The organism is Planotetraspora thailandica (assembly GCF_016863335.1).
Lineage (GTDB): Bacteria > Actinomycetota > Actinomycetes > Streptosporangiales > Streptosporangiaceae > Planotetraspora > Planotetraspora thailandica.
This window is the reverse complement of sequence record NZ_BOOR01000038.1, coordinates 1-25,502: the sequence shown is the minus strand read 5'-3', so window position 1 is coordinate 25,502 and position 25,502 is coordinate 1. Positions and strand designations below refer to the sequence as shown.

The 25,502-nt window shown below is 70.3% G+C and carries 23 protein-coding genes; 13 read left to right on the top strand and 10 right to left on the bottom strand.

What is annotated here, in order from left to right:
* The first annotated feature begins 105 nt into the window (after nt 1–105).
* Complete coding sequence (gene secA2, locus Pth03_RS24955) at nt 106–2,367, top strand: accessory Sec system translocase SecA2 (RefSeq protein WP_203946811.1); 2,262 nt, start codon at nt 106–108, stop codon at nt 2,365–2,367.
* A gap of 13 nt (nt 2,368–2,380) precedes the next feature.
* Here the strand turns inward: secA2 and Pth03_RS42380 are convergent, their stop codons facing one another.
* Nucleotides 2,381–2,941, bottom strand: a complete 561-nt coding sequence (locus tag Pth03_RS42380; RefSeq protein WP_308442373.1) for a hypothetical protein — start codon at nt 2,939–2,941, stop codon at nt 2,381–2,383.
* A gap of 974 nt (nt 2,942–3,915) precedes the next feature.
* On the opposite strand from Pth03_RS42380, the gene Pth03_RS24945 reads away from it, so the two are divergent.
* Nucleotides 3,916–4,782, top strand: a complete 867-nt coding sequence (locus Pth03_RS24945; protein WP_203946810.1) for a lytic polysaccharide monooxygenase auxiliary activity family 9 protein — start codon at nt 3,916–3,918, stop codon at nt 4,780–4,782.
* On the opposite strand, the gene Pth03_RS24940 is transcribed toward Pth03_RS24945, so the two are convergent.
* Entirely contained in the window at nt 4,779–6,101 is a 1,323-nt protein-coding gene (locus tag Pth03_RS24940) for a lanthionine synthetase LanC family protein (RefSeq protein ID WP_203946809.1), read from the bottom strand. The two genes, Pth03_RS24945 and Pth03_RS24940, sit on opposite strands and share 4 nt — an antisense overlap.
* A gap of 117 nt (nt 6,102–6,218) precedes the next feature.
* A complete protein-coding gene (locus Pth03_RS24935; protein ID WP_203946808.1) occupies nt 6,219–6,605 on the bottom strand; it encodes a VOC family protein in 387 nt (128 codons plus the stop codon).
* 135 nt (nt 6,606–6,740) lie between these two features.
* On the opposite strand from Pth03_RS24935, the gene Pth03_RS24930 reads away from it, so the two are divergent.
* Nucleotides 6,741–7,148: a pyridoxamine 5'-phosphate oxidase family protein gene (locus Pth03_RS24930; RefSeq protein WP_203946807.1), complete on the top strand. Its 408-nt coding sequence runs from the start codon at nt 6,741–6,743 to the stop codon at nt 7,146–7,148.
* Nucleotide 7,149: 1 nt separating this feature from the next.
* Nucleotides 7,150–8,151: a zinc-dependent alcohol dehydrogenase family protein gene (locus Pth03_RS24925; RefSeq protein WP_203946806.1), complete on the top strand. Its 1,002-nt coding sequence runs from the start codon at nt 7,150–7,152 to the stop codon at nt 8,149–8,151.
* Nucleotides 8,152–8,154: 3 nt separating this feature from the next.
* Here Pth03_RS24925 and Pth03_RS24920 read toward each other — a convergent pair whose 3' ends face one another.
* Together Pth03_RS24920 and Pth03_RS24915 are read right to left on the bottom strand one after the other, a co-directional pair.
* Entirely contained in the window at nt 8,155–8,622 is a 468-nt protein-coding gene (locus tag Pth03_RS24920; protein ID WP_203946805.1) for a CBS domain-containing protein, read from the bottom strand.
* The gene (locus Pth03_RS24915) at nt 8,619–9,275 is read right to left on the bottom strand and encodes a CBS domain-containing protein (protein ID WP_203946804.1); all 657 of its coding nucleotides are present in this window, start codon (nt 9,273–9,275) and stop codon (nt 8,619–8,621) included. Before Pth03_RS24915 ends, Pth03_RS24920 begins: the two co-directional genes overlap by 4 nt.
* Nucleotides 9,276–9,445: 170 nt before the next feature.
* Here Pth03_RS24915 and Pth03_RS24910 point away from each other — a divergent pair, with 170 nt between their 5' ends.
* The 4 genes from Pth03_RS24910 to Pth03_RS24895 all read left to right on the top strand — a co-directional run bounded on the left by Pth03_RS24910 (nt 9,446) and on the right by Pth03_RS24895 (nt 13,793).
* Nucleotides 9,446–11,104, top strand: a complete 1,659-nt coding sequence (locus Pth03_RS24910; RefSeq protein WP_203946803.1) for an NAD(P)/FAD-dependent oxidoreductase — start codon at nt 9,446–9,448, stop codon at nt 11,102–11,104.
* On the top strand, nt 11,101–12,525 hold the full coding sequence (locus Pth03_RS24905; RefSeq protein WP_203946802.1) for a sensor histidine kinase: 1,425 nt from the start codon (nt 11,101–11,103) through the stop codon (nt 12,523–12,525). The genes Pth03_RS24910 and Pth03_RS24905 overlap by 4 nt, the downstream gene beginning before the upstream one ends.
* 41 nt (nt 12,526–12,566) lie before the next feature.
* A complete protein-coding gene (locus Pth03_RS24900) occupies nt 12,567–13,430 on the top strand; it encodes an NAD(+)/NADH kinase (RefSeq protein ID WP_203946801.1) in 864 nt (287 codons plus the stop codon).
* A 75-nt stretch (nt 13,431–13,505) separates the two neighbouring features.
* Nucleotides 13,506–13,793 (top strand): hypothetical protein, encoded by a 288-nt coding sequence (locus tag Pth03_RS24895; RefSeq protein WP_203946800.1) that lies wholly within the window; start codon nt 13,506–13,508, stop codon nt 13,791–13,793.
* A gap of 41 nt (nt 13,794–13,834) precedes the next feature.
* Here Pth03_RS24895 and mgrA read toward each other — a convergent pair whose 3' ends face one another.
* The 5 genes from mgrA to Pth03_RS24870 all read right to left on the bottom strand — a co-directional run bounded on the left by mgrA (nt 13,835) and on the right by Pth03_RS24870 (nt 20,135).
* Nucleotides 13,835–14,842: an L-glyceraldehyde 3-phosphate reductase gene (gene mgrA, locus Pth03_RS24890; protein ID WP_203946799.1), complete on the bottom strand. Its 1,008-nt coding sequence runs from the start codon at nt 14,840–14,842 to the stop codon at nt 13,835–13,837.
* Nucleotides 14,843–14,899: 57 nt separating this feature from the next.
* Nucleotides 14,900–15,529 carry an alpha-ketoglutarate-dependent dioxygenase AlkB gene (locus tag Pth03_RS24885; RefSeq protein ID WP_203946798.1) on the bottom strand — a complete coding sequence of 210 codons (630 nt, stop codon included), beginning with the start codon at nt 15,527–15,529 and terminating at the stop codon, nt 14,900–14,902.
* A 30-nt stretch (nt 15,530–15,559) separates the two neighbouring features.
* Nucleotides 15,560–16,768: an FAD-dependent monooxygenase gene (locus Pth03_RS24880; protein ID WP_203946797.1), complete on the bottom strand. Its 1,209-nt coding sequence runs from the start codon at nt 16,766–16,768 to the stop codon at nt 15,560–15,562.
* A 78-nt stretch (nt 16,769–16,846) separates the two neighbouring features.
* Nucleotides 16,847–18,022, bottom strand: a complete 1,176-nt coding sequence (locus Pth03_RS24875; RefSeq protein WP_203946796.1) for a cytochrome P450 — start codon at nt 18,020–18,022, stop codon at nt 16,847–16,849.
* Nucleotides 18,023–18,092: 70 nt separating this feature from the next.
* Nucleotides 18,093–20,135: an amylo-alpha-1,6-glucosidase gene (locus tag Pth03_RS24870; RefSeq protein ID WP_239119338.1), complete on the bottom strand. Its 2,043-nt coding sequence runs from the start codon at nt 20,133–20,135 to the stop codon at nt 18,093–18,095.
* A gap of 253 nt (nt 20,136–20,388) precedes the next feature.
* Between Pth03_RS24870 and Pth03_RS24865 the strand changes: the two genes are divergently transcribed.
* The 5 genes from Pth03_RS24865 to Pth03_RS24845 all read left to right on the top strand — a co-directional run.
* The gene (locus Pth03_RS24865; protein ID WP_203946794.1) at nt 20,389–21,417 is read left to right on the top strand and encodes a LacI family DNA-binding transcriptional regulator; all 1,029 of its coding nucleotides are present in this window, start codon (nt 20,389–20,391) and stop codon (nt 21,415–21,417) included.
* A 46-nt stretch (nt 21,418–21,463) separates the two neighbouring features.
* Nucleotides 21,464–22,744 carry a sugar ABC transporter substrate-binding protein gene (locus tag Pth03_RS24860; protein ID WP_203946793.1) on the top strand — a complete coding sequence of 427 codons (1,281 nt, stop codon included), beginning with the start codon at nt 21,464–21,466 and terminating at the stop codon, nt 22,742–22,744.
* 27 nt (nt 22,745–22,771) lie between these two features.
* Nucleotides 22,772–23,839: a carbohydrate ABC transporter permease gene (locus Pth03_RS24855; protein WP_203946792.1), complete on the top strand. Its 1,068-nt coding sequence runs from the start codon at nt 22,772–22,774 to the stop codon at nt 23,837–23,839.
* Nucleotide 23,840: 1 nt separating this feature from the next.
* A complete protein-coding gene (locus tag Pth03_RS24850) occupies nt 23,841–24,692 on the top strand; it encodes a carbohydrate ABC transporter permease (RefSeq protein ID WP_203946791.1) in 852 nt (283 codons plus the stop codon).
* 472 nt (nt 24,693–25,164) lie between these two features.
* A partial coding sequence (locus tag Pth03_RS24845) for a hypothetical protein (protein WP_203946790.1) occupies nt 25,165–25,502 on the top strand: 338 nt, incomplete at its 3' end.

The following is a 25,502-nucleotide window of genomic DNA, read 5'->3' as shown; positions in this document are numbered from 1 at the left end:
TGTGGCACCTTTATCTGGGGTGCCAGGTCTGGCGAAACGAATGGATGGTGGCACCATGAACCGGGCAGACGGAACCAGTCCGGCAGGTGAGACGTTGGAGCGAGCATGGCCTCGGTAAGGGACATCGTCAGGCGCTTTCTCGACCGGCCGGGGAGCGTCGACCTGTCGCCGTACCAGCGGATCGTCACCGAGGCGGCGGCGCTGGAGGCTGAGGTTCGCGAGCGCGAGGAGCTGCGAGCCGGGGAGGTCGGGACGGCGGAGTTCTGCGCCGTCGTCCGCGAGGCCGCCCGCCGATCCCTCGGGGAGCGGCCTTTCGACGTGCAGCTCGTGGGCACGCTGGCCATGCTCGACGGACATGTCGCGCAGATGGCGACCGGTGAGGGCAAGACCCTGGCCGGCGCGCTGGCCGCCGCCGGGTTCGCCCTCCAGGGCAAGCAGGTGCACGCGGTGTCGGTCAACGACTACCTCGCCCGGCGCGACGCCGAGTGGATGCGCCCCCTCTACGAGACCCTGGGCCTGACCGTGGGCTGGATCTCCGAGACCTCCACCCCCGAGGAGCGCCGCGAGGCCTACCGCAAGGACGTGACGTACGCCGCGGTCAGCGAGCTCGGCTTCGACGTGTTGCGCGACCGGCTGGTCACCGACCCGGCCGATCTGATCGTCCCGGCGCCGCAGGTCGCGCTGGTCGACGAGGCCGACTCGGTGCTCGTGGACGAGGCCCGCGTGCCGCTGGTGCTGGCCGGTGCGGCCGACCCCGGTACGGCGGTGCCGGAGATGGCCGCCCTCGTCCGGCGCCTGTCGCGCGGCTACCACTACAAGGTCGACCAGGAGGGCCGCGCGGTCTTCCTGACCACCAAGGGCACCGACACGGTCGAGAAGGCCCTCGGCGTCGACCTCTACCAGGACCCCGGCGTCGTCACCGGGCTCAACCTGGCGCTACACGCCCACGCGCTGCTCACCCGCGACGTCGACTACATCGTCAGGGACGGGCGCGTCCACCTGATCAACCAGTCACGCGGGCGCGTCGCGCTGCTGCAGCGCTGGCCGGACGGCCTGCAGGCGGCGGTGGAGGCGAAGGAGAAGCTCCCCGCGTCCGAGACCGGCGAGATCCTCGACTCGATCACCATCCAGGGCCTGCTGCGCCGCTACCCGCAGATCTGCGGCATGACGGGTACGGCTCTCGCCGTCGGCGAGCAGCTGCGCGAGTTCTACGACCTGCGGGTGGCGGTGGTCCCGCCGAACAAGCCGTGTGTCAGGGTCGACGAGCCCGACCGGATCTTCGCCACGGCCGAGCGCAAGCTGGAGGCGCTGCTGGAGGAGATCGGCGACCAGCACGCCACGGGCCGGCCCATCCTGATCGGCACGCTCGACGTCGCCGAGTCGGAGCGGCTCGACGAGGCCCTGCGGGCCAGGGGGCTCAGCCCGGTCGTGCTCAACGCCAAGAACGACGCGGAGGAAGCGGCGGTCATCGCGGGGGCGGGCGCCCTGGGGGCGATCACGGTCTCCACCCAGATGGCCGGGCGGGGCACCGACATCCGGCTCGGAGGCCATGCTTCCGCCGACGGTTCGGAGAGCGCCGTGGCCGAGCTCGGCGGCCTCTATGTCATCGGCACCGGACGGCACGACAGCAGCAGGCTCGACGACCAGCTCCGCGGCCGGGCCGGACGGCAGGGCGACCCCGGCGGCTCGGTCTTCTTCGTCAGCGGAGAGGACGAGCTGCTCGCCGCGTACGCCCCCGGGGAACCCATGCCCGACGCCGACGCCGACGGCCTCGTGCGGGACAAGCGCGGCGACCTGCTGGTGGGGCACGCCCAGCGCGTCGCGGAGGGCGTCAACCTGGAGATCCACCGCAACACGTGGCGCTACACCCGGCTCATGGAGGAGCAGCGCGGGCACGTGCTGGAGCTTCGTGACCGGGTGCTGCACGGCGACGCCGCCACGCAGGCACTGAAGGACGCGTTGCCCGAGCGCTACAACGAGCTCGCCGAGGCCGTAGGGGACGAAACGGTCGAGCGTGCGTGCCGGCAGATCGTGTTGTTCCACCTGGACAGGTGCTGGACCGAGCATCTCGGCTTCCTCTCCGACCTCCGCGAGGGCATCCACCTGAGGTCGCTCGGCCGGCTCAACCCGCTCGACGAGTTCAACAAGGAGGCCGTGCCCGCCTACCGGGCGCTGCTCGACGAGGTGGAGCAGCGCTCGAAGGAGACGTTCGAGACGGTCGACGTCACCGGCGACCTGGCGGACCAGGGACTCAAGCGGCCCACCGCCACATGGACCTACCTGGTGCAGGACAACCCGTTCGGCTCCGACTGGGACCGCGTCCTGCAGCGCGTCGCCGGGGTGTTGAAGCGCCGCCGTAAAAAATGAGGCGCCGCTGGTCCTACCTGCCGCGCAGCCGGTCCGCCGCGCGGCCGAAGACGGTGCGCCGGAACACGTTGCCGGCCGTCATGGCGAGCGCGCACCCGAGCAGGACGGCCGAGACGTCGGCCGCGGGGATCGCCTGCCCCGAGTGCGGGCCTGCCGCCAGCACTCCACTGAAGGCTGGCACGGAGAACGTCCCGAGCCCGGCGGGAGCCGTACCTGACGAGGTGGAGGCCGGGCAGGTGGCCGTCGCCGGCGAGTGGTCGACTTTGCTGTACGCGCCCGAGGAGAACGGCAGCGGAGCGCCCTTCTTGCCCGGGCCCTCGCCCCACTGGGTGACGACGTAGGTCACTCCGATGTGGCCGAGGTCGGTGCCGTGGACGGTCAGGGACGAGCGGTCCCAGGTGCCGCCGGTGAGGTAGGCGAAGGTCTTGCCGTCGAGATCGAGCATCACGCCTTTGTTGGACGGGATGCCGGGGCCGCGGTCTCCGATGAAGAACTCGGCCTTCTTGCCCTGGTAGACGACGTAGCCCTTGGTGCCCATCGGCCAGCTGGGGCTGGCCGCGAGGCCCTTCTGCATCGGCTTACCCGATGCGGGGGTGCCGGTGTCGCCGTTTACGCCCGATCCGTCGTCCCAGAAGTAGGACGCGGTCGTGCTGCCCTTGAGGAGGGGGCAGCCGGCGGACTGCTGTGCGGGGACGGTCTCATACTTGGCCGCGATGCTGGAAATGGGGGATCTCCTGACTGGTCACGGTTGGGTAATCGGACATTAAGCCAAGAACATCCCAAACCCCAATGGATGCACATGAAATTTTACTTTTGTCATATAGATCAGCAAACCCCCCATCTCTCCCGTGGGCCCTCCCCGTGGCCCCTATTTGTGGGGTGATCATGCAGAAGTTCGGCGGCGGGCGCTCTGAGCTGCCATGACCCAAATCGTGATCATGCAGAAGTTCGGTAAAGAGCGCCTTAACCTGGGAAGATACAGTTCGTGATCATGCAGGGAATCCGCCGGGAACCGCTCCCGACCGGCGGCGCCGGCGACCAGTACGGCACCCGTGGCCGTCGGCCTGAGGGAGCCGCCGACGAAGCGGCCACGTTCCAATAGCCTCAGGCGAGCCAGAGGTCACCCTGGACGCCGCCACTGCACACGACAGGCACCCAGGCCGTCGGTCGAGCCCGGCCACCCGTACGGCCAAGCCAGGGCTGCATGATCACGGATGATGTCACCGCAGGTCGGCAAGCCTGCGGCCGAAGTTCTGCATGATCACGACTCAGGTTTCCGCAGGTCAGCACGCAGGTCATCGAACTTCTGCATGATCACGCCTCGGGTCGCCGCAGGCCGGGCCCGTAATCCCCGAGCTTCTGCATGATCACGCCAAGGGTTGTCGAGGGTTGCCGCGCACCGAGGGTCATCTCTCGGGGGCATGGGGGGCATTGACCGAGGGGATTTCTCAGAGTAATTTCGAGCAAACTCTTAGGAAAGTTAACTAAGAGTTAAGCGGTGTGCATAGTCGCCACCTGCTTGAACACCCCCCGCCAAAGGAGATCCTGATGCGCAGGAGACGTACCGCGGTGATCGTGGCCGCCCTCGGCAGCACCCCTCTCCTCCTTGTCCCCGCCGCTCTGGCCCACGGCACGATGCAAAACCCCGTCAGCCGCGTGTACGCGTGCTTCCTCGAAGGCCCGGAGAACCCGCAGTCGGCGGCCTGCAAGGCGGCGGTCGCCGCGGGCGGCACGCAGGCGCTCTACGACTGGAACGAGATCAACCTCGCCAACGCGGGCGGGCAGAGCAAGTCGATCATTCCCGACGGGAAGCTCTGCAGCGCCGGCCGGGACAAGTACAAGGGCTTCGACCTGCCGCGGACCGACTGGCCCGCCACGAACGTCAGCTCGGGCCCCTTCACCTTCACCTACCGGGCCACCGCACCCCACCGGGGCACCTTCGAGCTCTACATCACCAAGAACGGCTACAACCCGGCGCTGCCGCTCAAGTGGTCCGACCTTGAGGCGACGCCGTTCCTCCGGGTGACCGACCCGGCGCTGACCAACGGCGCCTACGTCATGAACGGCACCATCCCATCCGGCAGGACGGGCCGCCACGTCATCTACTCCATCTGGCAGCGCTCCGACAGCCCGGAGGCGTTCTACACCTGCTCGGACGTCACCTTCGGCGGCGGCGGAAACCCGACACCCACCCCCACGCCCACCCCGACACCCACGCCCACTCCCACAAGAACACCCACGCCGACCCCGACCCCCACGCCTCCCGGCGCCTTCCCCGCGTGGAAGGCCGGAACCGCCTACGCCGTCGGAGCGAAGGTCACCTACGGCGGCGCCAACTATCAGTGCCTTCAGGCGCACACGTCGCTGACCGGATGGGAGCCGCCCAACGTGCCGGCTCTCTGGAAGAAGATCTAGCCGTCGCCGAGCAACCCGGCGGGCAGCGGGATCGCCGGGAACGGGTTGTCGGGCAGCAGGATCAGCCGCCGCGGCGTGGCGGACAGGTCGGCCGCGTCCAGATGGAGCAGCGCCGACCCGATGCCCGCCGCGCCGACCATGTATCCGGTGTCGGCGGTGACGTCCCCGGGCCTGAGCCGCCGATACGCCTGATACCACCGGTATCCGGCCTGGTCATGACTGGTCGCGCGGCCCATGAGGTCGTCGCCCAGCGTCCGGGCGAACCGCAGGTGCGATTCGCGTCCCGTGGCCGCCCACAGGCCGACGAACAGTTCGATGAGACCGGCGGTCCCGCAGCACTGGCAGGCGACGTTCCAGTAGCCGGAGGTGTGCCGCTGGGGCACCCCGCTCTGGACGATGCCGTGCGCGAGCCGCTCGACCCAGTCGAGGTCGCCGGGGTCGCCGGTCACGCGGTAGAGCTCGTAGAACATCCGCGCGACCCCGGCCGACCCCGAGCAGAAGCCGAGATAGTGCAGGCTGCGGCCTTGCGGCACGTGGTGCGGGATCATCGCGCACTTGTCGGTCACGACGCTGACCGTACGGACGAAGTCGGCCCCCCGGCGTGCCCCGGCGAGGAAGCGCTCGTCGCCGGTCACGCCGTACAGGCGGGCGAGCAGGAAGGCGGTGCCGGCGGTGCCGGACAGGAAGCCGGGGGTGACGGCGTCGACGGGCAGGCCGGCGCAGGAGTCACCGCCGAACCGGTGTCCGGGCACGGCGAGCGAGGAGATCCGCTCTCCCGCCTCGACGGCCAGTTCCTCGTAGACCGGGACTCCGAGGATGCCGGCGGCGTGGAGCAGCGTCAGCACGATGCCGCCGTCTCCTCGCTGGGCCGGATCGCCCGTCCAGCCGACACCGCCGCCCAACTGGCGCGCGCTGCGCACGATCTGGTCGGCCGCCTCCCGGGCGGCCGTCGTGATCTGCTCGTCGCCCGTCGCCCAGCCGGCCTCGGCCATGGCGAAAACCGCGCCGGACAGGCCGTGATAGAAGGTCAGGTCGGCCTGCTCGCGCCAGGTCGCGGCGAGATAGCGGGCGCCCGCGAGGGCGTCGTCGAGGTAGGCCTCATGGCCGGTGGCCGCGGCCAGTTCGAGGAAGAACAGCACGATCCCGGCCGCGCCGGAATACAGCGACGACGGGTGACCCGCGTTCGCCGATCGCCCCTGAGGGTCGGGATTGGCGACCCAGTGGCGGCCGAGCCCGTCGTCGGCGGCCGCGGACCGCACCCAGCGGCCTGCCAGGACGGCGGCGGTCGTCGGCGACTCAGCGCATGACCACGAGCTCATACCTCATTGTCCCATATTGTTGGTAGGTAATAGGGACACTTTCGCGTCCCCTCGGTCCGGCCACCATGATTCCGGCATTCCGCCGCGCTCGCACCGCGATCGGGCTCGCCACACCGATCACCGCTGGTCCCTGCGCAACGGATGGTCCCTCGGGATCTCGACCAGCACGATCGGCGTGCCGTCCGGATCCTCGATCCACATCTCCACGAGCCCCCACGGTTCGGTGACGGGGCCGCGAATCACCGCCACACCGGCGGACGCGAGCCGGTCGTGCTCGGCCTGGACGTCGCGCACCTGGAGCCAGATCCCCGGCCCCCCGTGCGCGGGCCCGCCGGAGTGTTTCGAGACCTCCAGGAGGCCCTGCCCGAGGAAGAACACGACGCCGGGATCCTCGGGCGGGCCGAACTCGCGGTAGACCGCGAGGCCGAGCACGTCACGATAGAAGCGGCGGCTCGCCTCGGCGTCGGCCGGGCGGAGCAGAATCCTGCTGCTCAGGATCTCCATGCTCCCGATCCTGCCCGGACGCACCGAGCTATAGGCCTTTCGTCCCGCCCGCGGGGGACGGATGGCCGTGCCGCGGCGCCTCCGGCGGGCGGACGCTTGATTGCACGGACGCCGCATCACGCGCAAGGAGATCTCATGCTCGAGAAGCTGGACGACGAGGAGTGCATGCGGCTGATCACCCCCGGCGGCGTGGGACGCGTGGCGTTCGGCTGCTGCACGGGCGTCATGATCCTCCCGGTCAACTACATGATCGTCGAAGGGAACCTGCTGATCCGCACGGCTCTCGGCGGGCCGATGGACGAAGACCTGCGCAGCGGCGTCGAAGGCGCCGACGTCATGATCGCGTTCGAGGTCGACCACATCGACGACGCGGCACACGAAGGGTGGAGCGTGCTCGTGCGGGGCGGTGCCCGCCACGTGTCCTCCGACCGTGACCGCGCGTCCGCCGCGGCCTCCGGCCTCGAGTCGTGGGCGGGCGGCGAGCGGGACCTGTTCATCAGGATCCTCCCAGTGGAGATCACCGGACGCCGGGTCAAGCAATGAGATGAAGGCCTGGGTGGTGGCCCGTCCGGGCCCGATCAGCACACGCCCGCTGGAGCAGGCGGACCTGGCGGTGCCCGTGCCCATGCCGGGCGAGGTGCTCGTCCGCGTCGAGGCCTGCGCGGTCTGCCGGACCGACCTGCATCTGGCCGAGGGCGACCTCCCGCCACGCCGGCCCCGCACCGTCCCCGGGCACGAGGTCGTGGGCCGGGTCGTCGGGCTCGGTCCCGGCACCGCGTCAAGCTTGCAGCCCGGCGACCGGGTGGGAGTGGCCTGGCTGCGCTCGACGTGCGGGCGGTGCCCGTACTGTCTGCGGGGGGCGGAGAACCTGTGCCCCTCGTCCACCTACACGGGCTGGGACGTCGACGGCGGCTACGCCGAATATGTCGCCGCCCCGGCGGACTACGTCTACCCGTTGCCGGGCGACATGCCGGCTCCCGAGCTCGCGCCGCTGCTGTGCGCCGGGATCATCGGCTATCGCGCCCTGCTGCGCGCCGAGCTGCCGCCCGGCGGGCGGCTCGGCATCTACGGGTTCGGCGCCTCGGCCCACCTGACCGCACAGGTCGCCATCGCCGAGGGCGCCACAGTGCACGTCATGACCAGGTCGGCCGCGGCGCGCGAGCTGGCCCTGAAGCTCGGCGCCGCGTCGGCCAGCGGCAGCGACGACCCGCCTCCCGAGCCGCTCGACGCGGCGATCCTGTTCGCACCGGTCGGCGATCTGGTGCCGGTCGCCCTGGCCGCGCTCGACCGCGGGGGCACCCTGGCCGTCGCGGGGATCCACCTGACCGACATTCCTCCGCTGGTCTATGAGCGGCACCTGTTCCAGGAGCGCACGCTTCGCAGCGTCACCGCCAACACCCGGCAGGACGGCCGGCGGTTCCTGGAGCTGGCCGCGATCCACCGGCCCAGGGTGACGATCACGCCCTATCCCTTCGACGCCGCCGACCGGGCGCTCAGCGACCTGGCCGCCGACCGGGTCGAGGGCGCGGCCGTACTGCTGCTGTAGGCGCTAGCAGCGCGGCAGCACGGGCTCCAGCCGGAAGAGACCGCCTCGCACGTCCGCGGCGGCCTGAGGAGGCGCCGCCCTGCCCGCCACCGCCTTGAGGATGTCGGTCGCGGTGATGAGCCCCTGCAACGCGCCGGAAGCCCCCGTCACGGGGACGACGTCGACATCGGCGTCGATCATCAGACCGGCGACCGCGGCCAGCGGCGTCTCGGGGGCGGCCCGGGGGCAGGCCGGGTCCAGGAGGCTGCCCACCCGCACGCTCGACTGCTCGGCCGGCCCGCCTGACCAGTGGCTGGCCACGTCCTCGCGCCGCAGCACGCCGACGACCCGGGATTCCGCGTCGATCACCGGCAGGTGGTGAAGGTCGCCCCTGCGCATGAGCTCCCACGCCATGAGCGGCGACTCGTCCGGCTCTATGGTGACGAGCATCCGGCTCATCACGTCCGCCGCCCGCATGCTCTCGAAAGTCATCGGTCGGCCACCTTCCTCGGCCGTCGCGGCGCCGCGACGGCCAGATCGTCATGAGCGAATGTGAGATCGGCCACCACGTCGACCACGCCGTCGATCCGCCAGATCTCGTCCACGATGGCGGCGATCCGCGACCGGCGGTCCACTCCTCCGCTCACCGCGACCCGCCCGCGGTCCACCTCGACCACGCAACGCCTGACGAAGGGGGCGACCACCGCGATCACCTCGTCGCGGATGTCCTCGGCGGGCCGGGCGAACACCTTCAGCAGGTCGGCCTGCCGTACCAAGCCGAGGATGCAGCCCGTCACCGGGTCCACGACGGGGAGTTGCCTGACCCTGTTGTCGCGCATGAGCTGCGCCGCGCGGCGCAGCGGCGTGTCCTCGGTGACGGTGATCGCCGGGCTCGTCATGATCTCCGCGGCGGTACGGCCCGCCGCCTTCCTCGACTGGGTGCGGCGCGCACACCCCTCGAAGATCGCGTCACCGGCCCGCCTGCCGCCCAGGCCCTTGAGCAGCAGGTCGTCGTCGGAGACGATGCCCACCACACACCGGTTCCTGTCGACGACGGGCACGGCGTCCACCCGGAACCGGCACACCGCGTCGACCACATCGGTGAACGAGGCGCCCTCCTCGACCGCGATCACGAACCGGCTCATGACGTCCCGCACGCACATCGACACGGCGTCCCCCCTGACTCGACATCAGCCTTGCCGCGCCGGTGGGGACTTCGAAGTGGCCGAAGGTCACTGCTCGCCGGGACCTACGGCCCCACCACCATGGTGATCGTCTCTCACTGGTATCGAACGGGCATGATTTGATGGTTGCCATGGCAAACCCCGCGATCCTGACCGTCGACGACGATCCGGCTGTCTCGCGCGCCGTAGCCCGTGACGTGCGGCGACGGTACGGTGATCGCTACCGCGTGGTCCGCGCCGAGTCCGGCGACGCCGCCCTGGAAGCGCTCCGAGAGATCAAGCTGCGCGGCGAGCAAGTGGCGATCATGCTCGCCGACTACCGGATGCCCCACATGAACGGCATCCAGTTCCTCGAGCAGGCGATGGACCTGTTCCCGCTCGCGCGCCGCGTGCTGCTCACCGCCTACGCCGACACCGAGGCGGCCATCGACGCGATCAACCTCGTCGACCTCGACCACTACCTCCTCAAGCCGTGGAACCCGCCGGAGGAGAAGCTCTACCCGGTGGTCGACGCCCTGCTGGATGCCTGGCTGGACACCCCCGACTCGGCCGTGCCCGAGACCAAGGTCATCGGTCACCGGTGGTCGGCGCCGTCGTTCGCCGTGCGCGACTTCCTGGCCCGCAACCTCGTGCCGTACCGCTGGCTGCTGGCCGACGACCCGGAGGCCGTGCGCCTGCTGTCGGCCGCCGGCCTGTCCGCGGACGACGTGCCGGTCGTGGTGACGACCGATGGCGTGTCGCTGGTCAAGCCCGCCGAGGCCGACCTCGCCGCGCATGTCGGACTGTCGACCACACCGACCCTGGACTTCTACGACGTCGCGGTCGTCGGCGCGGGACCCGCGGGCCTGGGCGCGGCCGTCTACGGCGCGTCCGAGGGACTGCGGACGGTGCTCGTCGAGCAGCGCGCGACGGGTGGCCAGGCGGGCCAGAGCAGCCGGATCGAGAACTACCTCGGCTTCCCCCAGGGCGTGTCCGGCGCCCAGCTCACCGACCGCGCCCGCAGGCAGGCGCTGAGGTTCGGAGCCGAACTGCTCACCACCCGCGAGGTGGTCAGCCTGGAATGCGGCGGCACGTCCCGGCTGCTGCGTTTCGGCGACGGCTCGGCCATCGTCGCCCACACCGTGGTGCTGGCGACCGGGGTGTCCTACCGCAGGCTGGACGCGCCCGGCCTGGCCGAACTGACCGGCCGCGGCGTCTTCTACGGCTCGGCTTCGACCGAGGCGCCCAGTTGCAAGGGCGAGGAGATCTACATCGTCGGCGGGGCCAACTCGGCCGGCCAGGCCGCCGTGTACTTCGCCGGCTACGCCGAGCGGGTGCACATCCTCATCCGCGGCGACGACCTCAGCCGGTCGATGTCCCGCTACCTGATCGACCAGATCGAGAAGGTCCCCAACATCGAGGTGCATCCGCGCACCGTCGTGGTCGAAGGGCACGGCGCCGACCACCTGGAACGGCTCACGGTGTGCGACTCGCGCACTGGGAACACCAGGACCGTGGAGACCTCCTGGTTGTTCGTCTTCATCGGGGCCGAGCCGCGCACCGACTGGCTCGGCGACGAGGTCGCCCGCGACCGGCACGGCTTCGTCCTCACCGGGCCCGACCTGCTCGCGGAGGGCCGGCGCCCACGCGGGTGGACCCTCCCCCGCGACCCCTATCACTTGGAATCCAGCATCCCCGGCGTCTTCGCCGCGGGCGACGTGCGGGCCGACTCGGTCAAACGCGTCGCCTCAGCCGTCGGCGAGGGCGCGATGGCGGTGTCGCTGATCCACCGCTACCTGGAGGCGCAATGAGCAAGCGGCTGACCCCGGACGAGCTGCGCACGCTCTTCCTGTTCGAGTCCCTCGACGACGATCAGCTGGCCCGGCTGGCCGCCGACGGCGAGGTCGAGCACCGCGACGCGGGCACGGTCGTCTACGCCGAGGGCGAGCCCGCCACCTGCTTCTTCGTACTGCTCGAAGGCACCGTCGCGATGAGCAGGCGCGTCCACGGGGACGAGGTGGAGGTCAACCGTACCGAGCAGCGCGGCGTATACGGCGGGGCCACCCAGGCCTACATCGGCGAGCGGGTTTCCCAGACCTACCTGAACACGCTGCGGGCGATCACCGACTCCGAGTTCTTCGTGCTGCCGGCCGACGTGATGGCCGCGGCGGTCCGCGAGTGGTTCCCCATGGCGATCCACCTGCTCGAAGGCCTGTTCTTCGGCATGCGGGCCACCCAGACGATCGTCGGCGAGCGGGAGCGGCTGCTGGCGCTCGGCTCGTTGTCGGCCGGGCTCACTCACGAGCTGAACAACCCGGCCGCCGCGGCCGTGCGGGCGACCTCGACGCTGCGCGAGCGGGTCTCCGGCATGCGGCAGAAGCTCGCGATGATCGCCGACGGGCGCCTGGACGGCACGCAGCTGCACCGTCTGGTCGAGCTCCAGGATGATGCGGTCAAGCGGGCGGCGAGCGCGCCCAAGCTGTCCGCGCTCGCCACCTCCGACGCCGAGGACGCCATCGCCGACTGGCTCGACGACCACGACGTCACCGGCGGCTGGGACCTCGCGGCGACGCTCGTCGCCGGGGGCGTCGACGTGGAGTGGCTGGAGCACATCGCCTCCACTGTCGAGGACGGCGACCTGGAGCCGGCCCTGCGCTGGCTCTGCTACACCGTCGACACCGAGCTGCTCATGGGCGAGATCGAGGACTCGGTCACCCGCATCTCGGGGCTCGTCGCCGCGGCCAAGCAGTACTCCCAGCTCGACCGCACGCCGTACCAGACGATCAACGTCCACGATCTTCTCGACGCCACCCTGACGATGATGCAGGCGAAGATCCCCAAGGGGGTGCGGGTGGTCAAGGACTACGACCGGGCGCTGCCCTCGATCCCCGCGTACGCCGCCGAGCTCAACCAGGTGTGGACGAACCTGATCGACAACGCGGTCGGGGCCATGGACGGCGAGGGCACCCTGACCGTGCGCACCACCCGCGAGGACGGCAGGCTCATCGTCGAGATCTCCGACACCGGCTCCGGCATCGCCCCCGAGATCAGGCAGCGGATCTTCGAGCCGTTCTTCACCACCAAACCGGTCGGCGAGGGCACCGGGCTCGGATTGGACATCTCCTACCGCATCGTGGTCAACAAGCATCACGGGGATATCCGGGTGGAGTCCCAGCCTGGGGCCACCACGTTCAGGGTGTACCTGCCGATCGACGACCAGGACGCCGCCTAGCGGTGTTCTGAGCGCCTTCCCGAAGCTCGTACAGTGTGGGCATGGGCTTGGTCAGCACCGTCGGTCTGGTTCTGCATCCCCAGCGAGACTCCAAGGAGGCCATCGACACGATCGTCGAGTGGGCGCGAGGGCGCGGGGTGACCGTGCTCGGGCTGCCCGACGAGGTGGACCGCATCGACTGCAGCGCGATCGCGGTGGACTCCACGACGCTGGTCAAGAAGGCCGACCTGCTGGTCAGCCTCGGCGGCGACGGCACGATGCTGCGCACCATGCGGCTGATCGAGGGCCACCCGACGCCGATCCTCGGCGTCAACCTCGGCAGGCTCGGCTTCCTGGCCGAGATCGACGTGGAGGGGTTGGCCCCCGCCCTGTCGGCGATCGACAACCACGAATACACGGTCGAGCCGCGCATGGCCGTACGGACGACGGGGCCGGACGGGCGCACGACGACGGCGTTCAACGACATCGCCCTCGTGCGCATCCCCGGAGACGGGCTGTCGGCGGTGGCCGTCTCGGTCTACGGGCACCCGTTCGTCCGGTACGCGGCCGACGCGTTGATCGTCGCCACCTCCACCGGATCCACCGCGTACAGCTTCTCCGCCGGAGGGCCGATCGTGTCGCCCACGGTGGAGGGCTTCCTCGTGGTCCCCGCGGCGGCGCACACGGCGTTCAACCGGGCGCTGGTGCTGTCGGCCGACGAGGAGGTGACGCTCGACGTCCTGCCCACCAGCGGTCAGCTCGCCATGGAGGTGGACGGCGCCATCGGCGGCTACCTGTCCCCCGGCGACCGGCTCACCGTGACCGCCATACGGGCGGCGGCCCAGGTCGTACGGCTCGGCACCACGAACTTCTACGAGCGCGCCCGGCGCAAGCTCCGCGTGAACGGCAGCGCCGAGGTCGACTAGTTTGCCGGCGTATTGCCTGGTCAAAGCTTCCGAATGTTACGAAACGGTCTCGCGACGGGGGGTAGGGAACCCTCCATGGGACATCACGAGCACAGCGGTCACAGCCACGCGCACGACTCGGGCTGCGGGCACACCGCCGTACCGCATGGCGATCACACCGACTACGCCCACGACGGGCACCTCCACAAGGCCCACAACGGGCACTGGGACGAGTGCGAGCCGTCGGGGCACGTCGAGCACCAGCATGATCACCAGCATGGCGAGGGCTGCGGTCACCAGTCCGTCCAGCACGGCGACCACCTCGACTACGCGCACGACGGCCACCGTCACGCCGCCCACGCCGGCCACTGGGACGATCACTGACGCGGCGGCCGGCCCGGGATTGCCCGGGCCGGCCGGCGCCGTCAGAATCCCTGGCTCAGCAGCCCCTCGATGTCGGCGAGGTCCTCGGCCGTCAGGGGCGGGCCGGAAACGGCGGCTACGTTCTGCTCCAGCTGGGCCACGCTGCTCGCCCCGATCAGCACGGACGTGATCCGCGGGTCACGCAGAACCCACGAGAGGGCCAGCTGAGCGAGGGACTGGCCCCGCCTCTGCGCCACCTTGTCCAGGCCGCGAAGCGTCTCCAGCAGATCGGGCGTGAGCCGGTCGCGGGTGAGGAAGCGGCCGAGCGCCATCCGTGAGCCCTCGGGCACGTTTCCGTCGAGGTAGCGGCCCGTCAGCAGGCCCTGCGCCAGCGGGGAGTAGGCGATGCAGCCGGCGCCCGCCGCCTCCAGAGTGTCGAGCAGGCCGCCTTCCGCCCAGCGGTCCAGCATCGAATAGGCCGGCTGGTGGATCAGCAGCGGGGTGCCGAGCTCCTCGAGCGCGGCCACCGCCCGGGCCGTCTGCTCCGCCGAATAGTTGGAGATGCCCACGTAAAGCGCCTTGCCCGCCCGGACCGCGCTGTCGAGCGCGCCCATCGTCTCCTCGATCGGGGTGTCGGGGTCGGGGCGGTGGGAGTAGAAGACGTCGACGTAGTCGAGCCCCATCCGCGTGAGCGACTGGTCGAGGCTGGCCAGCACATACTTGCGCGACCCCCACTCCCCGTACGGCCCGGGCCACATGTCGTAACCGGCCTTGGTGGAGATGAACAGCTCGTCCCGGTAGGGGCGGAAGTCGGCGTTCAGGTGACGCCCGAAGTTCTCCTCCGCGGAGCCGGGCGGCGGACCGTAGTTGTTGGCCAGGTCGAAGTGGGTGATCCCGAGATCGAACGCCCGGCGGAGGACGGCCCGCTGAACGTCGAAGGTGTCGGTGTGGCCGAAGTTGTGCCACAGGCCGAGCGAGACCTCAGGCAGCAGGACTCCGCTCCGGCCGCTGCGCCGGTATTTCATGGAGTCGTAGCGGCCACTCGCGGCGGCATAGATCTGCGGGGACATCGGGGCCCTTTCTCTGGGTTGCGGCAGCACAACGATCTCAGACGGGCCCCGTCGAGGTCAGCGGACCCCGCGCGGACGGAACTGCACGCTGATGCGAGGGCCGGTGGGCCTGGTGGTCTTGGGGACCGCGTGCTCCCAGGTGCGCTGGCAGCTTCCGCCCATCACCAGCAGGTCGCCGTGGCCGACCTCGTGGCGCAGCGCGGGCCCGCCGCCGCGCGGGCGCAGCAGCAGCGGCCGCGGCGTGCCCACCGAGACGATCGCCACCATGGTGTCCTCCGAGCTGCCCCTGCCGATGGTGTCGCCGTGCCAGGCCACGCTGTCGCGTCCGTCGCGGTAGAGGCACATCCCCGCCGTGCGGAACGGCTCCCCCAGTTCGTCGCCGTAGTGCGCGTCGAGCGCGGCCTTCGCCTCCACGAGCAGGGGGTCGGGAAGGGGCTCGTCCTCTCCGTAGAACTTCAGCAGGCGGGGCACGTCGACCATCCGGTCGTACATGTGCCGGCGCTCCGCGTGCCACGGCACGACTTCGAGGAGCCGTTCGAACAGGGCGTCGGCACCGGTGATCCAGCCGGGGCGCACGTCCACCCAGGCCCCGTGGTCGAGCACCGTGCGCCGCACCGCCTGGCCGAGGGGGCCGAGGGTGGCCTCCTCGCTCCAGCCGAACAACGATCCCTGGAAGGCGCCGGTCATGCGCACCAGTATATTCAAACAAGCTTTCGATCATTCGTAGGTCTTCAGCGTGATGCCCTCGGCGACCTTGCGCACGCCCTTGGCGATCAGCCCCTTCCAGGGCACGTACGGCAGGAGCTTGAAGTTCTGGTTGACGAACCAGGCCATGAGGCCGCTGTCGGGCACCATCCACTTGCTCACTCCCTGCCCCTGCTTCTGGCACGCCGTGGCGTAGGCGCGCATCTCCTCCTCGTACCGCGCGAACGCCCTGCGGTGGTCGCCTCCCGCCGCCGCGAGCTCTCCCGCGAGCACGTACGCGCCGACCATGGCCAGGCCGGTGCCCATGCCGGACAGCGGTGAGGGGCAGGACGCGGCGTCGCCGAGCAGCACCACACGTCCCTTCGACCAGTGGTCCATGTGCACCTGGCTGATCGAGTCGAAGTAGAAGTCGGGCGCGTCCGCCATGTCGGCGAGCAGCCGGGGGGTCTCCCAGCCGACGCCCGCGAAGACCTCAGCGAGGATCTTCTTCTGCGCCTCGGTGTCGTGGCGGTCGTAGGACAGCGGCGGGGAGGCGAAGTAGAACATGGCCCGCGCCTCCGTGTTGTGGCGGGCGCTGAAGACGGAGACGACCTTTCCCGGGGCGATGTAGGCCCGGCCGGCGTGGTCGAGGCGGAGGCGGTTGGCGGTGGGGAAGACCGCGCAGTACAGGCCGAGTTCGCGCACGAACCGCGACTCCGGGCCGAAGGTCAGCGCCCGGACGGCGGAGTGCAGCCCGTCGGCGCCGACGACCAGGTCGAACCTGCGGGGCGCGCCGCGCTCGAAGGTGACGTCCACGCCGCCCGCGTCCTCGGTGATCGAGGTGATGGAGTCGCCGAAGATGTACTCGGTGCCGTCCCTGGTCAGGTCGTAGAGGATGTGGGCGAGGTCGCCGCGCAGGATCTCGATGTCGCCGGCGAACAGGTCGGCGGGCATGTCGGCGATGCGCTTGCCGACCGCGTTGACGTACGAGGTGGCCCCCATGTGGGTCTGGGCCTTCTCGACGTCGGCGCGGATGCCCATGCGCTCCAGGAGGGCCAGGTGGGCGCGTCCGCGGAAGTCGACCGCGTAGCCGCCCTCCCGGAGCGCGGGCGCCCGTTCCACGACGGTGGGGCTGAAGCCGTACCGCCGCAGCCAGTAGGCGAGGGCGGGGCCCGCGACGCTCGCTCCGGAGATCAGGACCTTGAGGTTGCCGTTTCGCTGTGCGATGTCTGTGATGTTCATGGCCGTGAGCCTGCCGGGGCGCCCTGACCGCGGGCGTACGGCGGGCGCACGGCCGGATCACCGCACGCTGACGGCCGTCTACCAGGCGACGGGCAGCCCGGGCAGGCCGCCGGTCAGGCGGTCGGCGCGCGGCTTCAGCTCCTCGTACGGCACGGCGAGGCGCAGCCCGGGGAAGCGCTGGAAGATCGACCCGAAGACCGCCTGCAACTCGACCCTGGCCAGGCTCGCGCCCAGGCAGTAGTGGATGGCGTAGCCGAAGCCGACATGGGGCTCGGCGGCCTCGCGGCCGATGTCGAACCGCTCCGGATCCGGGTAGACCCGCTCGTCCCGGTTGGCGGCCATCGTCGCGAGCATCACGGCGTCGCCGGCCCGGATGGTCACGCCGCCGACCGCGATGTCCTCACGCGCGTAACGCAGCACCCCGTGCTCGCTGGGCGCGGCCACCCGCATGATCTCCTCGACGGCCGCGGGGACCAGCGACGGGTCGCGCATGAGCGCGTCGCGCTGCTCGGGATTGCGCATGAAGAGCAACACCCCGAAATCGATCTGGTTCACGGTCGTCTCGTGGCCGGCGAACAACAGGCCCGCGGCCATCCTGGCGATCTCGTCCTCGGGCAGGTCCGCCGCGGCGAGGTCCGAATAGACGTCCTCTTCCGGGTTCGCCCGCTTGGCCTCGACGATCGCGTAGGTGTAGGCCCGCATCTCCGCCTGGGCCGCCGCCGCGCTCTCCTCGTCCTCGAGGTCGGACATCGTGTCGGCCAGCGCCCGGAACATGTCCCTGTCCTCGTACGGCACGCCGAGCAGCTCGCAGATCACCTGCATGGGCAGCGGAACCGACAGCGCCTCGTGCAGATCGGCCGGAGGGCCCGCCTTCTCCATGTCGTCCATGAGGCCGGCGACGAGCACGCGCACCCGGTCTCCCAGGTTCCGCATCCTGCGGGCCGAGAACGCGGGCGCGAGCAGCCGGCGCATGCCCTGGTGCAGGTGCCGCTCGCCGGCGTAGTCGCCGACCGGCCCGCCGAGCATGACGCTCTTGGACAGCCGGGGAGCCGACTCCGGCGTGGGATGCGACCGGCCGAACCGCTCGTCGGCGAACACCTGCCGGATCTCGTCGTAGCCGGTGACCAGCCACGCCTGATCGCCCGTCCGGGTCAGAACCCTGGCGACGGGCTCCTCGGCGCGCAGTTCGCCGAAGGCCGGTGAGATCCCCAGCGCGTCGGCGCGGTCGAACGGCAACTGCCGGAGTTCGGTCATGTCAGGATTCCTTTCAAGAAAGGCCACTCCTGACGTTCTCACCGGATTTCAGGCCGGACAAGCACCGAATTCACCGGCCGGTATGGCCGGCCGCCACCGGCTTGTCCACGACCATGCCCTCGGGCAGGCCGATGACCTCCGATCGGCCGTGGGCGTCGACGGACGCGGTGACCTCGGACCCGGCGACCCGCAACCCCCGCATGGAGACGGCGCCGAGCGGCGCGCCCTCAAGGGGCCGGACCACCACGCGCCCCCCGGGCACGTCGGGATGGAAGCCGACCGCCGCGTGGGCGATCGCGACCGCGGCCGCCGCCGACCACGCCTGCGGACGGCACGCGGCGGGGTACGGCATGGCCCTGCCCACCACACTCTGGGCGTCTCCCGAGAACAACTCGGGCAGCCGGTACTGGAACGCCTCCCCCGCCGCCAGCAGCCCCTCGGCCAGCGTGGCCGCCTGGGCGCCGAAACCCTCCCTGGCCAGCCCGGCGATCACGATCGCGGTGTCGTGCGGCCAGATGGACCCGCAGTGATAGGACAGCGGGCTGAATCCGCCGTCCTCCGACGACATCGTGCGCAGGCCGAATCCGGCGGCCATCGCGGGTGAGGCGAGCAGGCCGGCGACGGCGGCCGATTCCCCGGCCGACAGCAGCCCGGTGCCGAGCAGGTGACCGATGTTGCTCGTGAGGGAGTCGACCGGACGTTTGTCCCGGTCGAGCGCGAGGGCGGGGAAGCGGCCGTGCGGCCCGTCCACCCAGAAGCGGGCACGGAACCGCTCGGCCATGGCCCCGGCGTAATCGTGCCAGCGTGCGGCGCCCGGCCTGCCGAACGCCCCCAGCAGCGCCGCCGCGTCGAGGGCCGCCCGGTAGGCGTAGCCCTGGACCTCGGCCAGGGCGATAGGCGGCGCGGCGCGGGTGCCGTCGTGAAAGCGCACGGCGTCGCCGGAATCCTTCCACCCCTGGTTGGCGAGCCCGCGGGCGCTGGTGTCGATGTATTCGATGAAACCGTCGCGGTCGGCGTCCGCGTGGTCGCCGAGCCAGCCGAGAGCGGCCTCCAGGTTGGGCAGCAGCGCCGCGACCTCCCCGTCCGGCATGCCCCACCGCCACGCGTCGTGGAGCAGGCTGATCCACAGCGGGGTGGCGTCGATGGTTCCGTAGTAGGCGGCGGGCAGCAGCAGGCCGTTGCCCTCGACGGCGAACTCGTGCCGCCGCAGCTCATGCATGATCTTTCCGGGGGCCTCCCCCGAGCCCGGATCGAGCCGTACGCCCTGGCGGCGGGCCAGAACCCGCAGAGTGCCCGCGGCCAGCCCGGTGCCGAGGGGGAGCAGCATCCTGGCCGCCCACAGGCTGTCGCGGCCGAAAAGAGTCAGGAACCACGGCACGCCCGCGCCGAGGAACGTGTCGCCGGGGGCTCCGGCCTCGGCGAGGCGCAGCGACCGCAGGTCGTCGAGCGACTGGCGCAGCAGCCGGGTGAGCCTCCGGTCGTCGGCCGTGACCTCGGCCATGCTCCACTCGGCCTCGCCGGTGGGGGCCACCACGACCGCGGCGCGATCGTCGACCTCGGCCCGCCAGCGCAGCGTCACGCTGCTGCGGGGCTCCAGCGTGACCTCCCACCGCAGCCGTGAGACGCCGCCCCCTGGGGAGCCCGCCTCCGCCTGGGCCTCCTTTCCCGTCACGACCACCTGGACGGCTCCCGCGCTCCAGCGCAGCTCGCCGTCCGCCCCGGCCTGCGCGGCGGCCGGCTCGGCGGCGCCGCCCGACTTGACCACCTCGATCGGCGCGAAATCGCAGCCGAGCTCGATGGTCACCGTCGTGTGCACGGTCATGGAGGCGGTGGAGGCGATCTCCACACTTTCGGCCATGCCGTACGGGCCGATCTCGCGCACGCGGTCGATCCGCACGGTCGGGTCGGGGACGCGGTCGCCGAGGCCGCGGGCCAGCGACACGAAGCGGGTGCGGCCCGGCCCCGCGTGGGCGTGCCCGATCGCCTCGGGCTCCGCATCGTCGACCAGCAGCCGCGCCTGGGACAGCGCCCGGCTGTCGGCGTGGAAGAGCCCCTGCACGCCGGCGGCGCGGATCTGCCCGTCGGCTCCGCTGAGCGCGCTGGTCGGCGCCATGACGGTGCTGACGAGGTCATGAAGAAGCGGTTGGAGGCGGTGGGAAGTCTCGGAAGGGCGGGGCGCGGCGCCCCGCGCGCTCTCAGAGGTCGTCATGGGCGGGGGACACGAGCACGGGGGAGCCTCCTGATTTGAAGCTTGACCTTGACAGAACGCCGCGGGAGGTGCACATTGCGAAACACTTCCTTAACTTGAACGATCCAATCATGCCTTACTTCTCTTTGAACGTTCAAACCGACGGAAAGGCTCGTTGATGGCCGACAAGGTCACGATCGCCGACGTCGCCCGAGTGGCGGGCGTCTCCCGGCAGACGGTGTCCAACGTGCTGAACACGCCAGACGTCGTCCGCGAGGAGACCAGGCGGCGCGTCCTCGACGTCGTCGGCGAGCTCGGCTACCGCGTGAACCAGGCCGCCCGGCAGATGCGGACCGGCCGGTCGCGCCTGATCGCCATCCGGATCGACCCCGACCGCGACGGCATCAACGGCTCGGTGCTCGACCGCTTCCTGCACGGGCTGACCGACTCCGCCGCCCGCTCGGGCTACCGCGTCCTGCTCTACACGGCCGACGACGACCGTACGGAGATCGCCACCTTCGAGGACCTGCTCGGGGCGTACGAACCGGACGGCTTCGTGCTGACCGGCACCCACCACCAGGACCCCCGCGCCTCGTGGCTGCTCGGCAAGGGCGTGCCGTTCGTCACCTTCGGCCGGCCGTGGGGAGAGGAGTCCGAGGCGCGCCATCCCTGGGTCGACGTCGACGGAGCCGCGGGAACCGCCGCGGCGACCCGCCACCTGCTGGACGCCGGGCACAGCCGCATCGGATTCCTCGGCTGGCCGACCGGCTCCGGCGTCGGCGACGACCGCCGCGAAGGCTGGGCCCGTACGCTCGCGGAGGCCGGAATCGACCCCTCAGGGCTGAGCCGGGCCACGAGCGACGCCGTCGCCGACGGCGAGGCCGCAGCCCGCGATCTCATCGACTCCGACCCCGGAGTCACCGCACTCGTCTGCGTCAGCGACTCGCTCGCGGTGGGGGGGCTCCACGCCGCCCGCTCCCCCGGGCTCGCCTGGCGCGTCGACACCCGTCCCGACCTGCCCATCGCGGTGATCGGGTTCGACGACACGCCAGTGGCCAAGGCGGTGGGGCTGACCAGCCTCAGCCAGCCGCTCAAGGAGGCCGCGGCGAGCTGCGTCTCGCTGCTCGCGCGCGCCCTGGACGGCACCCAGACGTCGCAGGCCCCGGTGCTGCTCGAACCCTCGCTGGTCGTCAGGCAGTCGGCGTGATTCATCAGCGACCGTCCACACCCCCGAGATAGATCAGGAAAGTGCGATGAAGCACAGCAGCGTCTCCAGGAACAGCACCACGAAAAGGAACCTCAAAAAGGCGGCCCTCGGCGCCGCCGCGTGCGCCGTGGTCCTGTCGGCCGCGGCCTGCGGGAGCGGGTTCGACGACCAGGGCGCCCAGCAGGCCCAGCAGAGCAGCGGGCCCGCCAAGCTGCAGATCCTCATCGGCTCCTCCGGCGACGCCGAGACCGCGGCCGTCAAGGACGCCGCGGCCAAGTGGGCCTCGGCGAACGGCGCCACTGCGACGGTGACGCCCGCGCAGGACCTCTCCCAGCAGCTCGGTCAGGCCTTCGCCGGGGGCAACCCTCCAGACGTGTTCTACGTGGACGCCTCCCGCTTCGCCGACTACGCGAGCGTCGGCGCGCTGGAGCCGTACGGCGACAAGATCTCCAACTCCGCCGACTTCTACCCGAGCCTGCGCACCACGTTCACCTACAACGGCACGTTCTACTGCGCACCGAAGGACTTCTCCACGCTGGCGCTGGTGATCAACCAGGACCTGTGGTCCAAGGCCGGGCTGTCGGACTCCGACGTGCCGACGACCTGGGACCAGCTGACCGCGGTGAGCAAGAAGATCAAGGATGCGGGCGTCACGCCCCTCGCCATCGGCGACACCCGCGACCGGGTCGGCGCGTTCATGGTCCAGGCGGGCGGCTGGATCACCAGCCCGGACGGCAAGCAGGCCACCGCCGACAGCCCGGAGAACGTCCAGGCGCTCGACTACGTGCAGTCGCTGCTGAAGGACAAGCTCGCCGAATATCCCAAGCAGCTCGACGCGGGCTGGGCCGGCGAGGCCTTCGGCAAGGGCAAGGTGGCGATGACCGTCGAGGGCAACTGGATCAAGGGCGCGCTCCAGGCCGACTTCCCCGACGTGAAGTACACGGTGCACGAGCTGCCCGCAGGCCCGAAGGGCAAGGGCACGTTGTCGTTCACCACCTGCTGGGGCATCTCCGCCAAGAGCAAGTACAAGCAGCAGGCGATCAGCTTCGTCGAGGCGATGACCACGGCCGACCAGCAGTTGACCTTCGCGCGCGCGTTCGGCGTCATGCCGTCGCGCCAGTCGGCCAAGGACGCCTACGTCACGGCGTTCCCCGGCGACGCGCCCTTCGTGAACGGCGCCGACTACGCCCAGGGCCCGGTCAACGCTCCGAAGATGGACAGCGTGCTGGCCGACTTCGACAGCGGCATCCAGCAGCTCACCTCGACCACGCCCAAGGCGCTTCTCGAACGGGTGCAGAAGAACACCCAGACCGCGCTCGGTAACTAGCCGCATCCCAGAGGGAAGGAGGCCGACGTGGCGGGCACGACGACTGCGGCGGGCCGCGGCCGATTGCGGCACCGCGTCTCAGCGGTCACCAGAGAGAACGTCGCGGGCTGGTTGTTCGTGGCACCCGTCGTGATCATCCTCGGCCTGTTCATGCTGCTGCCGATCTTGATGGCTCTCTGGGTGAGCCTCACCTCCTGGAACGGGCAGGGCAGCCCGTTCCAGGCCGGTGTGCCGTTCGTGGGGGCGGACAACTACACCCGCCTGTTCACCCAGGAGGGCCTGGCCCGGCAGGACTTCATGACGAGCATCCGCAACAACATCTACTACGTGGCGATCGTCGTGCCGACGCAGACGGTCCTGGCACTCGGGCTCGCCATGATCGTCAACAGCAGGCTGCTCAAAGGCAAGAGCTTCTTTCGCGCGGCGTTCTTCTTCCCGTCCGTCACCAGCTCGGTGGCCATCAGCGTGGTCTTCCTGTTCATCTTCGCCAACTCCGGCGCGGTGACCAACCTGCTCGGCCTCTTCGGGATCGACGGGCCCCAGTGGTTCTCCGACTCGCGGGGCACTCTGCACCTGCTCCTCGGGGCGCTCGGGCTCGTCGACCCCGGCTCTCCCCCGGCGGCCCTCACCTCCGGGGGACCGTTCGGCCTGTCCTGGTGGGACTGGTTGTCCGGCCCGAGCGTCGCCATGACGACGATCATCATGCTGGTCGTCTGGACGACCTCCGGCACGTTCATGCTGATGTTCCTGGCCGCTCTTCAGGACATCCCGGTCACCTTGGAGGAGGCGAGCATGCTCGACGGGGCGGGCCGGTGGCAGCGCTTCCGCCACGTGACACTGCCGCTGCTCAAACCGACCCTGTTCCTCGTGCTGACGCTCGGGCTGATCTCGACGTGGCAGGTGTTCGACCAGATCTACGTGATGAGCCAGGGCGATCCGGCGAAGACCACCCTCACCCCGGCCTACCTGTCGTACCGGACGGCGTTCCGCAGTTTCGACTACGGCTCGGGCACGGCGATCTCGTTCGTGCTCTTCTCGATCATCGTGGTGATGACCCTGATTCAGCGGTGGGTCATGCGTGAGCGGAGGTCATGACATGGCCGGCAACAAGAAGGACCCGCGGTCGCTGGCGTCCACCTTCGCGGGGTACTGCATCCTGGTCTTCTTCGCGCTCGTCTTCCTCTATCCGTTCGTCATCCAGATCGGCAACTCGCTGAAGACCGAGGCGGGCGCCGCGGCCAACCCGCTGTCCCCGATTCCCGATCCGCTGTCGTTCGCCGGTTACGCGCGGGCCTTCGCCGACACCGACATGCCGTTGTGGCTGGGCAACTCGCTGCTGGTCACCGTCATCGTCACGGCCGGCCGGCTCCTCCTCGACTCCATGGCGGGCTACGCCTTGGCCCGGCTGCGGTTCCGGGGACGCAGGGCGCTGTTCTCCGCGATCATCGCGGTGCTGGCCGTACCAGGAGTCGTGCTGTTCATCCCGAAATTCCTCGTGCTCAACCAGCTCGGGATATACGACAGCTACACCGCGCTGATCCTGCCCGTGATAGCGGACGCGGCGGGGGTGTTCATCATGAAGCAGTTCTTCGAGTCGATCCCGGTCAGCGTGGAAGAGGCAGCCCGCATCGACGGCGCCGGGACATTCCGTACATTCTGGTCGGTTGTCCTGCCGATGGCCCGGCCTGCGCTCATCACGCTGACCGTGATCTCCTTCCAGGGCACCTGGAACGAGTTCCCGCACACGCTCGTGGCGGTGCAGAACCCCCACCTGTTCACGCTGCCCCGCGGCCTCGCCGACCTGGTCAGCGGCTCGCTCGGAAAGGGAACGCAGTATCCGCTCAAGCTCGGCGCGGCCGTGCTGGCGACGATTCCCGTGGCCGTCATCTTCGTCGTGTTCCAGCGCTACTTCGTACGGGGGGCCAACGAGGGCTCCGACAAGGGCTGACCGTACAGGCGTCCCCCTGCAGGGAGATGGTCTCGCAATATGCCGCCTATGGCTCGCCCTGGAGCCACAACGGATAGAAATTCTGTTCGATTATCCGTAGTCGAGTCGTCACTGTGCGTGAGAGTATTCAGACACAGTTTCGATCCGGGGCTCTTTGGGGGGAGGCGGCGTGGCCGATCGGCATGGAAAGCGTCCGTCTCCCGGGTCTCGTGAGCCGATCGGTGGTGCCGAGTGGTGGGCGGAGGTACGGGAGCAGGCCCGGGCGTGGTCGTCGGACGGCAGTTCTGCGTTGAGCTCCGCGTCCGGGATCAAAGCGTGGTGGGAGGCCACGCGCGCGGAGAACGCATCCGCGTCTTCTGCGTCGTCCGAGGCCACCGGACGGCTTGCCTCGGTGGGCTGTGGCGAGCCGCCCGCCGACGGGGACAGCGAGGCAGAAGGCGGGGCGCCGACGCCAGCGGAGTCGACTGCTGGATTGGTGGCGGTGCTGGTGGAGGCCGCGTCCGCGCTGGCCTTGGCTGAGCCGCCTGAGGTGGCGTCTGCGTGTTTGGCTGAGGCGCAGGAACTGATGTATGCCCGTGACCGGTTGGTGTCGGCTGTTGCGGCGCGGGTGGATCGGGTACATCGCACCGGGGAAGCGCGGGGACACGGGCACACCAGCACCCAGGCATGGTTGCGCAGCGGGTGCGGCGCCGGCGCGGGTTCGGCCTCCCATGTGGTGATGCTCGGGACCCAGTTGGCGCGTCTGCCGGTGGTGCGGTCGCGGTTCGCCGACGGCAGCCTGGCCGAAGGCCAAGTCAGCGCGATCTGCAT